Origin of the sequence: Rhodococcus sp. 15-2388-1-1a (assembly GCF_002259145.1) — a bacterium.
Classification (GTDB): Bacteria; Actinomycetota; Actinomycetes; order Mycobacteriales; family Mycobacteriaceae; genus Rhodococcoides.
Window position 1 is genome coordinate 1 of the sequence record NZ_NPFP01000007.1, and the last position, 14,830, is coordinate 14,830.

Sequence of the window (14,830 nt, forward strand, 5' to 3'; positions counted from 1 at the left end):
CGAAGGCGCACGACAGGTTGGGGTGGAAGCCGAAGGTCGGTTTCACGGAGTTAGTGCAGATGATGGTCCGCAACGACCTCGACGAACTACGAACGGACCGCACGTGACACAACGCGCCCTCATCACTGGCATCGGTGGGCAAGATGGAACGATCCTGGCCCGCCGCTTGAGCGAACTCCACTACTCGATCGTCGGCACTGTGCAGCCTGGTTCGGTCGCGTCCGAGCACTTCGGCGGTGCCTCGTTGATCGAGGCAGATCTGCGCGACGCAGAATTATGCCGCGCACTCGTCCTGGACGCCGAGCCGGACGTGATCTTTCACTTCGCGGGAATCTCCTCGGTCGGTTACTCCTGGGATCACCCGGTCGAAACAGCGGCAGTAAATGGCAACTCTGCTGTCGCTCTGCTCGACGCGCTCCTCGAAATCCAGACAACGTCCGGAGCCGAACGGACCTTCGTCAATGCGTCGAGCGCCGAGATATTCGCCGGCGCCTCGGAATCGCCACAACACGAGGGCACACCGATTACCCCACTGAACCCGTACGGTGTATCAAAGGCGTTCAGTCACAACATGACTCAGGTATACCGCGCTAGGGGATTGAAGGCCAGCAACGCAATCTTCTACAACCACGAGTCGACATTTCGTCCGACCAAGTTCGTGACTCGCAAAATTACGGCTGCGGCCGCGGCGATTGCGCGCGGTAAGCAATCGACGTTGGAACTCGGCAACCTCGATGCGCGACGTGACTGGGGTTGGGCACCCGACTATGTCGAAGCAACATTGCTCATGGCCACCCACGATCGCGGTGACGATTTCGTGATCGCTACGGGCGAGGCTCATTCAGTGCGGGAGTTCGTCGATGCTGCGTTCCGTGCCGCAGGCATCCCGGACTGGCAAGAACTTGTGACGAGCAATGACGCGTTCGGTAGACCTGCGGACTCGGCAGAGATGGTGGGAGACGCAAGCCGGGCCAGGGACGTACTCGGATGGGAGCCTACGAAGCGGTTCGAGGACGTGGTGAAGGCAATGGTAGAACACGATTTGTCGTTGCTGTGAGGTCGACTGCTCCAACTCGTGGGCCATCCGAACCCGCAGTTATCTCCTGACGGGAAACTGCGGGTTCTCCGGCTCCTCGACCGCCTCGGCGCAGCGGTGAATGAAATCGCTCAGTTCGGAGCGAACCTCCGGAGCGAGAAGATCCAAGGGTGCCTCGGTGCCGTGATACTCCGCGAACGCCGAGGTGTAGGCATCGACACTGTCGGAGATGACTGCGTGCAGCGAAGTGGACCTGTTCAGATGAACCTTCGCGATCACGTCGATGCGATCTGCCAAGAAATCGTGAAACGTGTTCTGCCCCATGGAAACATCACGTCCGTTCTGCGACACAGTTGTCATTGCGCAATGATACGAACAAAACCGACCGACCGCAGGATGAGCGTCGGAGCTACTAGTACGCGCCGTCGCTCTTGAGGACGGCGACCGCGGTCTTGGCGATGATCAGCAGATCCCCTGTCATGGACCAGTTCTCGACGTACGAGAGATCGAGGCGCACGCTCTCCTCCCACGACAGATCCGATCGACCACTCACCTGCCACAGCCCGGTGATGCCCGGCTTGACGAGCAGCCTACGGCGGACTTCACCGTCGTACGTTTCCACTTCACTGCGCAGCGGCGGCCGCGGACCCACCACGCTCATCTCGCGCCTGAGCACGTTGACGAACTGCGGCAGCTCGTCCAGGCTGAACTTGCGCATCACCTTGCCCACCGGGGTGACCCGTGGGTCCTCGCGCATCTTGAACAACACCCCGCCGGCCCCTTCGTTGAGGGCGGCCAGTTCTTGCACTCGCTTGTCGGCATCCTGGACCATGCTGCGGAACTTGATCATCTGGAAAGGCTTGCCGTCGATGCCCATTCGCTCGGACTTGTAGAAGATCGAGCCCTTGCTGGTGAGTTTGATGATCACGGCGAGGGTGATCAGGACCGGTGAAATCAACAGCAGGACCGAGGCGGCGAACAGGAAATCGAACGCCGTCTTGCTGAATCGCTTCGCGCCGTTGTACTGCGGCTTCTCGACGTGGATGAGCGGGAAGTTCGCCACCGGACGCATCACCAGACGTGGACCTGCCACGTCCACCACACCGGGGGACACCACGAGGTCGACCTTCTTCTTCTCGAGGTCCCACACCATCTTTCGCAGTCCGTGATGGCCGATGTGTTCGGTGGCTGTGACCGCGACGGTGTCTGCACCGGACGTCTCGATGGCCTCGACGACACTGTGTTCATCACCGAGTACCGGAATCTCGACGCCGTCGATGGTGAACGACGAGTCGTTGCCGGGCTCGTAGTTGGGTAGGCAGATGCCGACCACGCTGTAACCGGCTTCGGGGGAACGCTCGAAGGACTTGGCCATGGCCAGAGCCGAACTACGACTGCCCACGATGAGCACAGAGGTTTGGTATCCGCCACGAGCACGTTTGCGCGACACTACTTTTCGCCATACCCATCTACTCAGGAGAAGCCCGACCAGTCCGACGGGTAGTGCGATCGCGAGATACAGACGGGCGATGTCCAGACGGAACAGCAGCGAAAGGATCGCGATGGTTCCGAAGAGCCGGAACGTGGCCGACACGATGCGGCGGTACTCCTCCGAGCCGTTGCCGATCACCCGTGGAGAACGGGTGCGGAAGATGGCGAGAAACGTCAGCCACAGAATTCCGAGTATCCCGGATATCCCGAAGTAGCCGACGATGGACCACGGTTCACGAAAATCGATATCTCCGAAGCGGATGATCTGCGCGACCGTCACCGCAGCGAGAACGACCACTGTGTCGGTGACACGGAGACCTTCGGTGTAATGCGTTTCCCATTCACGACGCGACGTCACCCTGCGCAACCGTCGTGCGTCACGCCGTGAGACGACCGAACTCTGCGCTTCCAGATCGCTGACTGACACTGATTTCCCCTCGGTACGTACGCGTTGCCGAACCCCTGCGTGATCGACACAGCTCCGTGCCACCCCGTCGTGCAGATTATCTTGTCGTACTTATCGTGTCACTTGGTAACGGTATGTTGATCGACACGAACTCGCAGGTCGTTACATGTTTCCACTGCATTAACCAGACGCGTCCGCTGCGTTGCCGACTTCTCCGGAAGCCCCATTCCGGTCACTCTCGACCACCTATTAGCGCCGCGTTCACGGCCTGTGTCAAGCATTGTCGGTCGAACGTCGGATGCTCGGGGACAGGCCGACGAACGCCTCCCACATTCGGCGTCCCAGTTCCCGTTGCCCCTCGCCGTTGTAGTGGATCTTCTCGGTCTCGCTGTTGTAGAGCCTCCGCGGGCCCGGCACGTACGCCACTCCTGCCCTACGTCTGGGCGTATCGGCATGCACCGCGTCGATGACGGCGTAGTTCGCATCCCCTGATTCGATCTCGTCCGGCACCATCTGACCGATGACGAACGGAACGTCGCCGAACTCGCCGCGCAGCGTGTCGATCAGGCTGTCGAGCTTCTCCGCGTACACCGGCCCGGTGAGTAGCGGCACATCGCTCTCCCCTTGATGCCACAGCACCGCCGCGAGCTCGTTGCCGGGCTTGGTTGCCAGTCCCGTTCGGATGCGCTGCAGTGCATCCCAGAACAGATTGACTCGTGCGCCGGTGTCGGCCGGATCCCACGAGATACCGTGAATCCGTGCGAAGCCCGAATCACCACGCGCATACGGAACCAGCAATACCGGCCTGCCCATCGCATCGGCCAGATGCGCGGCAAACGTCGGAGCGAATCCGACTGCCTTGGAGGGCACTTCGTGGAACAGCGGATTGCTGCCCGCCACGATGGTGTTCTTCGACCGGCCCGACGCAGCCCACTGATGCACCCGTGGATGCGGCGCATCGAGACCCGATCGATCCAACCCGCGACCCCCACCGTGTGCATTGGACTGACCCAGCACCGCCACCACCAGATACGGTTCGTCGATCGTCTCCACCGGAATGCCGCGTCCGAGACGCCTCTTCACGACGTCCTTGGCCCGTACCTTTGCGTTCTGCCGAAATCCCATGACCCTCCCCCTATTTACGTGCAGTCGTTCTGCGCCGGTGTCCCGGCGAACCGATCCCCTATCCATTGATTGACGTTGTCGCCGTTCACGTCCCCGTGACCGCGCCCGGCCTGCCGGTCGATGGTGATGACATCGCCCAGCCTGCATGCCGACTGCAGCGCCGCATCTGTCCACGCCACGTCGATGTAGGTGTCGGCATCTCCGTACGCCACCAACATCGGTGCCGACGCCGGCCCCTTCGGCAGGGCCATCTGCGTCAGCTCGTCACGCAGCGCCGCGGCGGCCGCAGGGGAGTCGGGTGCAAAGTCGTTGCTGCCGAGCCTCTTCGCCGCATCGGTGCGCGCACCCGCCTTGTCCAGTGTGCACTGGGTGAGCGTGTCCCAGTCCCGCTCGGCATTCCCGCTGCGGTAATCGTCGAGATCGACGTTCTCGTCACGCCGAGCGAGTGATTCGAGTATCCACTGCAGCACCGGCCCCTGGTCCTCCGTCAACGTACCCGCCACCGCCTTGTCCACCAGGCCCACCATGTTCGCGGTGGGTGCCAGAGCCACGGCACCGACCAGATCGAGCTCCGGCGCGTAGGAACCGGCAAGTTCGTTCGCGGCCCAGGCAGCACCACCGCCCTGTGAACCACCGAACGCAGCCCACTGCGTACCCACATCGGGAAAGACCGTACGCAATGCCCGTACGGCATCGATCACGTCGTAGCCGGCGGTCATGTTCTCCAGGTACGCATGGTTTCCCGGATGCCCCAGGCCCTCGTAGTCGGTGATGGCGACCGCGAATCCGGCTGTGGTGTAACCCTGAACGAGCGCCGATGCGCCCAGCAGCGAGGCGGACCTCGACGGCGCGCAGGCCTCCTCGATACCCGTGGTGCCGTGGGCGTAGGAGATGACGGGCCACCCACCCTCGGGCGCACCACCGGAGGGGGTGAACACCGTGCCCGATACCTCGCGCTCGCCCACACCCGGTTGCACCGAGCGGTACACCACCTTCGCGGCGTCGATACCCGACATCCGCACCGGCAGCGGTAGATTCGGCATCGTCTCGGCGCTCACGATGGAACCGCTTCCGGTACCGGGATCGGCAATGTCCATCGGCTCCGGATCGGACCCACGCACCACCGATGCCAGTGCCCCCTGCGCCTGGCTTCCCAGCGGCACCACAACGGCGCATCCCGCGAGCAGAGGCAGGAGCATCAGCGGCGCGGCGAGCCTACGGACGGTGTGCATGAACCTATTTGCTCGCCTTGAATCTACGGGCGTACGTCAACGACGGCTTCTCGATGAAGCGGTACGTCACCGCACCGAATGCGATGCTCACCGCGCTCACCAGCACAAAGTTCCGCAGTAGCCCCAACGGGCTGTCACCCGCCATCCATCCGAAGCGCCCCAACATGATCAGGATGGGAAAGTGCCACAGGTAGACGCTGAGCGAGATCATGCCCACGTAGCTCAACGGTGCCCAATCGGCCCGTTCGGCGAACTTCGACCGCTCACCGCGTGCGAGCGGCACGGTGATGAACAGAATGAGCAATGCCGATCCGAAGGACACGGTGGATGTCTGCCAGCGCGAGTTGTTGTCGATCAGCATCAGTGAGATCACCGCGGTGGGAATCATCGCGATGCCCGTCCACCACCGCATGTGAGTGACCATCGCGCCCTTGAGCATTCCGTTGTCGATCGCGACGAACACCACCGCTGCCAGCATCCCATACGTGAAATTGTCTGCCAGCGACCAGAAGCTGCGGCTGAGCACCGCGATCTCGTTGGGTCCCCATTCCAGCAGTTTCGGATCGGTGATGCCCGACGGCCCCACGCGCGAGGCGGTGTACAACTTTCCGGTGATCCCGATGACGAACATGATCACCACCGGGATCAACGCCAGCACCGGTGCCGAGATGGACGTGCGCTTGCGCAGGAAGAACGCGATGCTCGTCAGCAGCGGTAGTGCGATGTAGAACGCGAACTCCAGCGACAGCGACCACGACGGATTGATCCCGGTCTGGATCATGCTCGGAATGTAGGTGTGCACCAGCGTCAAATTGGCCACCAGCGTCAACGGATCGGTGAGGATGCCCAGACCGTTGTCGGTGAAATGCTGTTCGGCCACCGCGGCGTTCTCCACGAACACCGCACGCATCGCGTAGTTGGCGAACAAGAAAATGAACAGGTACGCCGGGAACACCCGCAGCAGTCGATGCATCGCGTAGCTGACGTTGTTCGGCATCGGTTTGCCGGCGAACAGTTTTCGTACCATCGGGAGGAAGATCAGGAAGCCCGACAGCGCGAAGAAGAAGATCAACCCCTGTCCCAGCACTCCGAGCTTGTAGGTCAGGACGGTCTGCGGCGAATAGTGTCCGCCGACGTGCACGGCGAGCACGCACAGGCAGGCGAATCCGCGGGGGCCGTCGAGCCCGACGATACGGGCAGGTCGCTTGGTACCGGCATCGGCGACCGCGGTGGCGGCGGTCGCAGTGCTGTCGGGTGTGGCGGTCATGGGTACCTTCTGAAGGGTCATAACGCAGGCGGCGGGCAGAAGCTGATGGCCTCGGTGCCGGCGAACCGGTCTTCGAGCCATCCGAACGCAGCAGCACCGTCGATGTCTGCGTGACCGGAATTCGGTTGGAGCACAGATTGAATCGTGTCGCCGCTGGCGCAGCCGGCCGCGATGGCGACCTCGGTCCACGCCTGCGAGATCAACGTGTCCTTGCCGCCGTAGAGAACCAGCATCGGCGCGGCAGCCGGAGACATCGGCAAGCTCATCTGCCGCAGGTACTCCGCGAGCTTCGCCGTCGCCTCGGGGGTTGCCGGACGCAGATCGTCGTCGCTGATCTGCGCCGCCAGGGACGTGCGGTCGGCAGCGAGAGCGCCGCCGCACGCCGAGAGCTCGTCCCACTTCTCGGCGACGATGCCCCTGCGATAGTCGTCCAGGTCCAGCTCGGGGTGAGACTGGGCCAGGCCCACCAGAACCCACTGCAGCAGCGGCTTCTGATCGTCGGTGAGCGTGCCGTTCGCGGCGGACTCCGCCAGACCGACCATATCGGCCGCCGGCACCAAACTCACCGAGCCGACCAGGTCGAGGCCCTCACCGTAGCTGCTCGCGAGTTCGTTTGCGGCCCACGAAGCCTGACCGCCCTGGGACCCACCGAACGCCGCCCACTTGGTGGACGCCTCGGGTATCAGCTTGCGGGCGGCCCGCACAGAGTCGATGAGGTTGTTGCCGACGGTACGGGCGTCGAGATAGGGATGGTAGGAACCCTCCAGCCCCAGTCCTTGATAATCCGAGACCGTGACGACGTTCCCGGAGCGCACCAGCGCTGCGACGATCTGCGAGCTGCCGAGCAGTTCGGGATCGGTCGACGGTGCGCAGTCCTCGAGCACGCCGGTGGTGCCGTGGCCGTACGCGATGATCGGCCAACCACCCTCGGGCGGTGTGCCTTCCGGTGCGAAGATCGTGCCCGAGACGCGCTGCGGTGACCCGTCCACGCCCGAGGTGGACGAGTAGACCACCCGAGCGGCGACCGAGGAGACAGCGCTGACCCGGCGATCGATGGTCAGCAATTGCTGTGCACTCTCGAGCGAACCAGGGCCCGCTTCACCGTAATCGGCGTCGAGCGTCGCACCGAACGCTGCGGATTGCGATACCGAGTACGGGTCGGCAGGCGGATCGTCGGACGAACACCCCGACGTCGCCAGGATCAAGGCCAGTGCGCAGGCACCGCTCGCTCGGCGTACTCGGCTCGTTCGCGACAGTGTCATCGGACCCCCTCCACAGCAGACGTCCGCTTGGCAGCGGTCGCCTGCTTCACGATGTTCTCTACTTGATCGCGATGGTCGATCGAGTCGCGTGCGATTCCGAATGCCAGAACCAGCACACTGCTCAGGATCGTGCCCATCACTCCCCCCAGAATCATGTTGCTCGTCGGCTTGGGTGTGGTGACTTGATCGGGAGTGGTGGCCGCATCGACGAGCGTCACTGCCGACACCGCCCCATTGGCACCCAGATCGATCTCACCGACGAGCTTGATGAGCTGCACTGCAACAGAATTGGCAATGTCCCGAGCCTGGTCTGCCTCGGAGTTCACCACCGAGATCTCGATCAAGGCCGAGCCCGGAGTGGGCACCACCGTGATGTCGTTCTTCAGCGCCTCCGGTTCGACCGCCAACCCCTGCGAGGCGATGACACGTCGCAACACCTGCTCCCCGGTGGCCAACTGAACATACGTCTCGACGCGAACCAGTGACCCGCGATTGCCGTCGAGCGAATTCTTGGGCGACGTGGGACCGGGCGCGGTGACGAACACCCGAGTCGCTGCGGTGTACGTCGGCTCGACCAACTGCGTCGCCAACCAGCCGGCGGCAGCCGACAGTATCGCCGCGGCGAGTATCAATGCCCAGCCGGACAACAGAATACGGCCGTAGTCCTTGAGGGTCGGTACACCCGTGGGGGCGATCATCGGTTCAGCTCGCATGTGTTCACCGGTCGTTGGCCGGCGAACATGCCCTTGACCCACGGCAGCGACCGACTGCTGTCCAGATTGCCGTGTCCCTCACCCTGATGCAGCTCGTACTCGACGAGATCTCCGGAATCACAGGCGCGCTGCAACGCCTTCTCGGTCCACGGTTCGAGAATCAGATCGTCCCCGCTGCCGTACATCACCAACAGTGGTGTCGTCGAACGCTGCTGCGGCAGAGCCATATCCGCCAGGTAGCCGCGCAGACGATCCGTCGCTTCGATGCTGACGGGCGTCAGGTCCGCTGCTTGCAGACCTGCCAAGAGCCCCGGCACGTCGTCGGACTTCGGCGGTACGCACTCCATGAAGTCGTCCCACCGCTCCCTCGCCAACCCGGATCGGTAGTCGTCGAGGTTCATCTCGGGATGACTGATCGCCAGAGTGTGCAGCGCGTACATCAGCAGCGGGTACTGGGCCCGCGTCAGTGTCTGATTCGCGGCAGCATCGGCCAGGCCGGACATGTCCGACACAGGCACCATCGCCGCGGTGCCCACCAGCTCGAGCCCGCCGCCGTACTCGGCGTTGCGGTCGCTTGCCGCCCAGGCCGCCATGCCGCCGAGCGAGACACCGTAGGCGGCCCACCGCGAACTGAGGGTCGGCATGAAGTTCCTGGCCGCACGCACAGCGTCGATCATGTTGTAGCCGAACGTCTTCGAGTCCAGGTACGGGTGATACGAACCACCGAGCCCGAGCCCCTGGTAGTCGGTCATGGCAACGGCGAAGCCGTTGAGCACCAGCGCAGCCACGATGGGGGCACTGCCGAGAAGGTTGGCGTACCTCGACGGCCCACACGCCTCCAGCACACCCGTCGTACCGTGGCCGTAGGACACCACCGGCCAACCGCCCTCGGGCGCGGTGCCACCCGGGATCACCACGGTGCCCGATACCTCCGTCGGCTCCCCGGTGACTCCCGACGTCGATCGGTACACCACACGAGTGGCGGTAGCACCCAACTCGGTGATGTCTGCAGCGATGTCCTCGATCGGCTCGGCCGAGATCAACGAACCCGGCGCGGTACCACCGACATTGGACGGTGGCGGCGGCTCCGACGTCGCCGGAGAGGCCGTGACGGGAGCCGTCTGCGCGCCGGGCGGCAGCACGATCGGAGCCTGCTGCGAGCAGGAGATCGACACCACGGCTGCGGTCACCAGGACGCCGACTCGGACCGTCCACCCACCTGACATAGGAGCTATCCTCTGCTCGCCGAGGAAGTCGCAGAGTCGTTCTTCGCCGGCTTCGGCCTGACGGCCGCGGCGTGGGCGGGTCCGGATGGAGCTGCTTGCGTGGACGGGACAGTGGGACTCTCTGCAGCAGCCGACGTTTCACTGGAGTCGTCCGCCGCGGAGCTGCCACCGAGGAGGCGTCGGGCCGCGGGTTCGAAGGTGGTCACCACGCCCAGCACGGTGCCGCCGACGCCGTCGATTGCCTTGATCGCACGTCGCAGCTTGTCACGCGTGGTGCGACCGGTGCGGGCGAGAACCACTGTGCCGTCGGACAATGCGGTGAGAATCGCACCGTCGGTGACATCGAGCAGAGGCGGGGTGTCGACGATGACGTAGCGGTAGTGGCCGCGCAGCGCTTCCAGCACCTCCTGAGCGCGGTCCGATCCGAGCAACTCACTCGGGTTCGGCGGCACCGGCCCCGCAGGAAGCACCGACACACCGTCGAACACATCGTTCTGAATGGCATCGTCCACGCTGTGCTCACCGGAGAGGACGGTGGACAAGCCGCTGTTCTGCTCGATACCCAAGCGGGTGCCCAGGGTGGAGCTTCGCAAGTCGCCGCCGACGAGCAGCACCGTGTGCCCGGCCTCGGCGAGAACAGCGGAGAGGTCGATCGCGGTACTGGTACGTCCTTCGCTCGAGGCCGCGCTGGTGATGGTGATGACACGCGGCGGCGAGCCGCCACCGAGGAAGCGAATGTTGGTGCGCAGGATGCGCAGTGGTTCACCCATCGTCGCCATCGACACCACCGGCACGGTGGGACGCGTCGCATCCACCGGGAGACCACCGAGTACGACGCGGCCCGAGACGTCCTCGGCGCGTGGACGATCGCGGATGGAGCGATCCATCAGACCACGGAGCAACGCGAGGGCGAGGCCGACGACAAATCCGACAGCGCCGCCGAGACCGAGGGCGACGAACAGGCCCATGCCGATCGGTGCCGTCGGAACGTCACCCTGATCGACGATGGTGGCACCGGCCGCGGGGTTGCCGCCGCGCTGGGACGTTTCGAGTTCCTGCACCACCTGCGTGAGTTGCCCGGCGACTGCGTTGGTCAACGCCTGGGCGACTGCGGGATCGGCATCGGTGGCACACAGGTCGAGCAACACCGTCTTCTCGATCGGCGTCGCAGTGATCCTGGACCGCAGTTCTGCCGCGGACTCCTGCAGCTGCAACTGATCGACGGCTCGCTGTGCAACCTGTGTGCTGGTGGCCAACCCGGCGTAGGAGGACACGCGTTCCTGCGAGAAGAGATTGTTCTGGTACGCCTCACCGACGGAACTGCCGCCTTCGGTGGTGACGAACAAACGAGCACACGCTTGGTACTGAGGCGTCGTGAAGAACGTGTAGGCATACCCCCCGGCGACACCGATGGCCGTCGCGAGAGCGACGATCCACCAACCCGCGCGAAGGATCCGCCAATACTCTCGAATCTCCACGAATGCTCCTATCGAATAACCGACGGTCAAGGGCAAAGAATAAAGCGCAGCGAAGGATTCGGCACGGCGTACATGTTGCGAGTAGGTGAAAGCGTGACAACATCAGAACCCATGAGCATCACGCAGCGGGTCGGATGGGTCGCCATCGTGGCAATCCCCGTTCTCGTTACATTCGCCATGATCGTCGGCGGAACTCCAGCGAAATTGGGGGCATTCGCCCTCGTCGCACTGACCGTGGGGGCGTACATCGGCCTACGTCATCCGCTGTATTTGACTCGCGCTCTTGCCTTTTGCTTGGGGGCGCTCCCGTTCGGCTACGTACCGGGTACTCCCGCGCCGTTGGTCTTCACCTTCGCTGTCGCAACGATCTTCGCTACTGTGATTCACCGCACAGCAGTGAGCCGCATCACATGGCCCGAAACGACCGTCATTGCGCTCATCGTTCTGTCTGCACTGTCGGTCGTCGTCATGGCAACCGGACTCGGTGATTTCTTCGAATTCGGTAAATGGCTCATATCCACTCTTGTGGTGGTGTGCCTGTTGCGAATGCCGCGGGACGAAATGGCAATGTTCGGCAGGATCTACGTCTACGCGGCGTCGGCCGCCGCTGCGTTCGCGTTGCTGATCTTCGTCGGCGATCCCACGGGCAAACTCATTCGCTACCTGTCGATTCTGGGATACGGCACCGAGGAGGAGAGCACGCGGTTCGTCTACAGCCCCACCGGAGCGACCTCGGTTCGCCTGGCAGGGACGTACATCGACCCCAACGCCGCCGGAATCGGCTTCGTCCTCGCGCTGATGCTGTGCATCCTGTTGTTGCGGGGATACCTGCGTACCGCTCTCGGAGCTCTGCTGTTCCTGTCGATCGTGCTGACGCTGTCACGAGCGGCCCTGTTCTCGGTGGTGTTCGGCGTAGTACTGATGTTCGCGTTCCAACAGCTGCGGACCAGGGAACGCCTGGCGATCGTCGGCGCATTCGTAGTGGCCTTCATCGGAGCGCTCGCAGTACCCAGCGTGCGCAGCCGCGTCTTCTCGTCCTTCGGCAACGAGGACGCAGGCTCGAGCGCACGCGGCGATGCACTGGCCGAATTCCCCGGCCACATGCAAGGCCACTGGCTGTTCGGCCTCGGTTGGGGCCGGCCCGAATTCGTCGATCCCGCCACCGCGTTCGAGGTGAACTTCGTCGCCAACTCGCCACTGTTGACCGTCTACCGCGGCGGCATATTCACCGGCCTCGCCTTCACCGCAATTCTCGTTGCCGGTGCCGTCGTGGGCTACCGGATGCTGCGATCGGGACGCTGGGAACTCGGCTTCTACGGCGGCACTTTCATCGGATTCTCGGTGGTCGCGCTGCAACTCGACTTTCCCGTCGTCAGCAATCCCTCCACCACGACAGCATTTTCCGTGATGCTCGCATTCGTCGTCTACGCGTGGGAAAAGACGTCGGAAACCAAGCCCGACGGCGACAACGTCGAGGGTACGAAAACGAAAAGCTTGCTTTCGGCCGGAGGTTCTCGACCAGCAGTTTCATAATTATCGGTCCGCTTTTTGTGATTTGTACAAAAGCGCGCTCGAGGTGCAATGATTCCCGCACCGGCCCGTCGAATGTTGGTACGGACCCCCTGGTGGAGAGAATTGAAGATGGTTCACTTTCGCGGTGGCTTTCGCGCAGTAATGTCAGCGACAACCGTTTTGATCGTCGCTGCCGGGCTCTCGTTCGGAGTCACGTCCGTCATCACTTCACCCGATCACCTCATCGGCCCGTCACGCGCCGACGCGGCCCCCAATCCACCCGGCGTCGGCATTTCCGACGGCGGCGGATTGCTGTGGGCCTCCGACGCGGAGTTGGACACCACCGTGCAATTCATGACGGCAATGGGCACCACATCGATGCGCATCGCCATTCCGTGGTCCACCGTCGAGTACACCCAGAATCAGCTGGACTGGACGGCCGTCGATCGCGTGGTGAACAAGCTTCGAGCAGCAAACATCTCGATGCTGGGCATCATCGCGTACACCCCGCCGTGGGCGACCTCCCCGGTCAACCAACCCATCAACACCCGCCCGGCATCACCTGCGGCGTTCGGCGACTTCGCAGGCAAGGTCGCCGCCCGCTACAAGGGCAAGGTGGCCGACTACGAGATCTGGAACGAGCCCAACGGGTCGATGTTCTACGGGCCGCAGCCCGACGCGGCCGGCTACACCGCCCTGCTCAAAGCCGCCTACCCCAAGATCAAGGCAGCCGACTCGGCCGCAACGGTCGTCGGCGGTGTCCTCGGCGCAGCCGAACAGGGATGGGGCATCGTCAATCCCGTCGACTTCACCAACCAGATGTACGCGGCAGGTGCTGCAGGCAGTTTCGACGCCCTCTCCTACCACCCGTATCAATACTCACTGAAGTTCTCCGAGGGACCCTACGTCGAGCATTCACCGGCCCGGCAGGTCATGGACATGCGCGCGGCCATGGTCGCCAACGGCGACGGCAGCAAGAAGATCTGGGCCACCGAGTACGGCGTTCCCACCTCCGCGGTGTCGGGAGATCAGCAGAACGTGATGATCACCGACTTCATCCAGAAGTGGCGCGAGCTGCCGTACACCGGGCCGATCTTCCTCTACACGATGCGCGACAAGGCAACCGGCAGCAATGATCCGGAAGACACGTTCGGCCTGCTCGAGAGCAACTGGGGTGCCAAACCGGCTCTGTGGGGCCTGATGAGCCTGCTGCAGAACAACATCCCGCGCACTGCCGAGTACAACCGATTCGCTGCTGCTCCGAACAACTCCGGAGCGGTACTGGGACCGGTGTTCCCCGTTCGCGATACGTGGGCGCAGTACCGCCAGGATGCGGTTCTCTACGAGATGCCCACCGGTTTCGTTGCCGTTCCCCGCGCCGTGGCCGAATCGATCCGCGCCACCGGATTTCTCCCGACCACGCCGTTCAACGGCACCTACCAGGACTTCGACAGCCCCTTCGGCCTACGTGTGTTCTCCACCGCCGTCGGTGGTACCCACAACATCGGTGGCGGCATCTACAGCGCCTGGGATCCCACCCTGGGGCCCGCAACGAGCGACGAGATGCCGCAGTACGGCGGCGGCGTACGGGTGACGTTCCAGTACGGCGCGATCACCTGGACACCGTATGTCGGAGCGACCGTCACCCGCTGAATTCAATCGATCAGCTGATCGATAATTCACAAACCGCACGCCCCTTTTCATTGGGTTCACTGCGCCCATTTCCCGGTGCCATCATTGCGGCCACGTTAACTCTGCGCAAAGGCGCGGTTTCGTTTTATCGATCAATTATTTTGCGTTGTGAACCACCTCACTTTGCGCTATCTATTTCCTCCGCAAACGGATATTCATATAGCGCGAACGAATGACTCTTCGTGGCAGGATTATGTCCAGTGTTCGCACGTCTCGTCGGGGGACGCCTTGAATTCGACGCTCTTGTCGTGCACCGTCGCACGCCGGAGCGTCATCTGGCGTTTCGGGATGCCCTAGTGGTCCGCGTTTGAAGTTGTTGGGCGGTTGGCCTTCTTGAGGATCTGCTCCGCAGTTTTGGTCCAGACGAACGGCTGAGCGCGTGGGTGCCTG

12 protein-coding genes are annotated in these 14,830 nt (G+C 63.3%); 3 read left to right on the plus strand and 9 right to left on the minus strand.

All coding sequences use genetic code 11. From position 1 onward, the window contains the following. The first annotated feature begins 103 nt into the window (after nucleotides 1–103). Nucleotides 104–1,057 (plus strand): GDP-mannose 4,6-dehydratase, encoded by a 954-nt coding sequence (locus tag CH302_RS04420; protein ID WP_037190367.1) that lies wholly within the window; start codon nucleotides 104–106, stop codon nucleotides 1,055–1,057. 39 nt (nucleotides 1,058–1,096) lie between these two features. Here the strand turns inward: CH302_RS04420 and CH302_RS04425 are convergent, their stop codons facing one another. The 9 genes from CH302_RS04425 to CH302_RS04465 form a co-directional block, all read right to left on the minus strand. Continuing rightward, entirely contained in the window at nucleotides 1,097–1,396 is a 300-nt protein-coding gene (locus CH302_RS04425) for a hypothetical protein (RefSeq protein WP_037190365.1), read from the minus strand. 52 nt (nucleotides 1,397–1,448) lie between these two features. Next, on the minus strand, nucleotides 1,449–2,954 hold the full coding sequence (locus CH302_RS04430) for a sugar transferase (RefSeq protein ID WP_371828441.1): 1,506 nt from the start codon (nucleotides 2,952–2,954) through the stop codon (nucleotides 1,449–1,451). Between the two features lie 252 nt (nucleotides 2,955–3,206). Then, nucleotides 3,207–4,058, minus strand: a complete 852-nt coding sequence (locus CH302_RS04435; RefSeq protein ID WP_052047608.1) for a sialate O-acetylesterase — start codon at nucleotides 4,056–4,058, stop codon at nucleotides 3,207–3,209. Nucleotides 4,059–4,072: 14 nt separating this feature from the next. Further along, a complete protein-coding gene (locus CH302_RS04440; protein WP_052047607.1) occupies nucleotides 4,073–5,290 on the minus strand; it encodes a lipase family protein in 1,218 nt (405 codons plus the stop codon). 4 nt (nucleotides 5,291–5,294) lie between these two features. Then, nucleotides 5,295–6,557, minus strand: coding sequence for an acyltransferase family protein (locus CH302_RS04445; RefSeq protein ID WP_037190375.1), 1,263 nt, complete (start codon nucleotides 6,555–6,557; stop codon nucleotides 5,295–5,297). Nucleotides 6,558–6,574: 17 nt separating this feature from the next. Then, nucleotides 6,575–7,819: a lipase family protein gene (locus CH302_RS04450; RefSeq protein WP_082323637.1), complete on the minus strand. Its 1,245-nt coding sequence runs from the start codon at nucleotides 7,817–7,819 to the stop codon at nucleotides 6,575–6,577. Next, complete coding sequence (locus CH302_RS04455) at nucleotides 7,816–8,532, minus strand: YveK family protein (RefSeq protein WP_255137393.1); 717 nt, start codon at nucleotides 8,530–8,532, stop codon at nucleotides 7,816–7,818. Before CH302_RS04455 ends, CH302_RS04450 begins: the two co-directional genes overlap by 4 nt. Next, a complete protein-coding gene (locus CH302_RS04460) occupies nucleotides 8,514–9,758 on the minus strand; it encodes an alpha/beta hydrolase family protein (protein ID WP_037190362.1) in 1,245 nt (414 codons plus the stop codon). The genes CH302_RS04455 and CH302_RS04460 overlap by 19 nt, the downstream gene beginning before the upstream one ends. A 5-nt stretch (nucleotides 9,759–9,763) precedes the next feature. Continuing rightward, nucleotides 9,764–11,236 (minus strand): polysaccharide biosynthesis tyrosine autokinase, encoded by a 1,473-nt coding sequence (locus CH302_RS04465; protein WP_082323636.1) that lies wholly within the window; start codon nucleotides 11,234–11,236, stop codon nucleotides 9,764–9,766. 93 nt (nucleotides 11,237–11,329) lie between these two features. On the opposite strand from CH302_RS04465, the gene CH302_RS04470 reads away from it, so the two are divergent. Both CH302_RS04470 and CH302_RS04475 read left to right on the plus strand, forming a co-directional pair. Continuing rightward, nucleotides 11,330–12,769, plus strand: coding sequence for an O-antigen ligase family protein (locus tag CH302_RS04470; protein WP_230596253.1), 1,440 nt, complete (start codon nucleotides 11,330–11,332; stop codon nucleotides 12,767–12,769). Between the two features lie 141 nt (nucleotides 12,770–12,910). Then, nucleotides 12,911–14,401 carry a cellulase family glycosylhydrolase gene (locus CH302_RS04475; RefSeq protein ID WP_230596252.1) on the plus strand — a complete coding sequence of 497 codons (1,491 nt, stop codon included), beginning with the start codon at nucleotides 12,911–12,913 and terminating at the stop codon, nucleotides 14,399–14,401. Nucleotides 14,402–14,830: the final 429 nt, after the last annotated feature.

What these genes read in the sequence shown, in the direction of transcription:
- CH302_RS04445 (WP_037190375.1), bottom strand. Translation starts at nt 6,557, where the DNA reads ATGACCGCCACACCCGACAGCACTGCGACCGCCGCCACCGCGGTCGCC.
- CH302_RS04450 (WP_082323637.1), bottom strand. Translation starts at nt 7,819, where the DNA reads ATGACACTGTCGCGAACGAGCCGAGTACGCCGAGCGAGCGGTGCCTGC.
- CH302_RS04435 (WP_052047608.1), bottom strand. Translation starts at nt 4,058, where the DNA reads ATGGGATTTCGGCAGAACGCAAAGGTACGGGCCAAGGACGTCGTGAAG.
- CH302_RS04425 (WP_037190365.1), bottom strand. Translation starts at nt 1,396, where the DNA reads ATGACAACTGTGTCGCAGAACGGACGTGATGTTTCCATGGGGCAGAAC.
- CH302_RS04455 (WP_255137393.1), bottom strand. Translation starts at nt 8,532, where the DNA reads ATGCGAGCTGAACCGATGATCGCCCCCACGGGTGTACCGACCCTCAAG.
- CH302_RS04475 (WP_230596252.1), top strand. Translation starts at nt 12,911, where the DNA reads ATGTCAGCGACAACCGTTTTGATCGTCGCTGCCGGGCTCTCGTTCGGA.
- CH302_RS04460 (WP_037190362.1), bottom strand. Translation starts at nt 9,758, where the DNA reads ATGTCAGGTGGGTGGACGGTCCGAGTCGGCGTCCTGGTGACCGCAGCC.
- CH302_RS04440 (WP_052047607.1), bottom strand. Translation starts at nt 5,290, where the DNA reads ATGCACACCGTCCGTAGGCTCGCCGCGCCGCTGATGCTCCTGCCTCTG.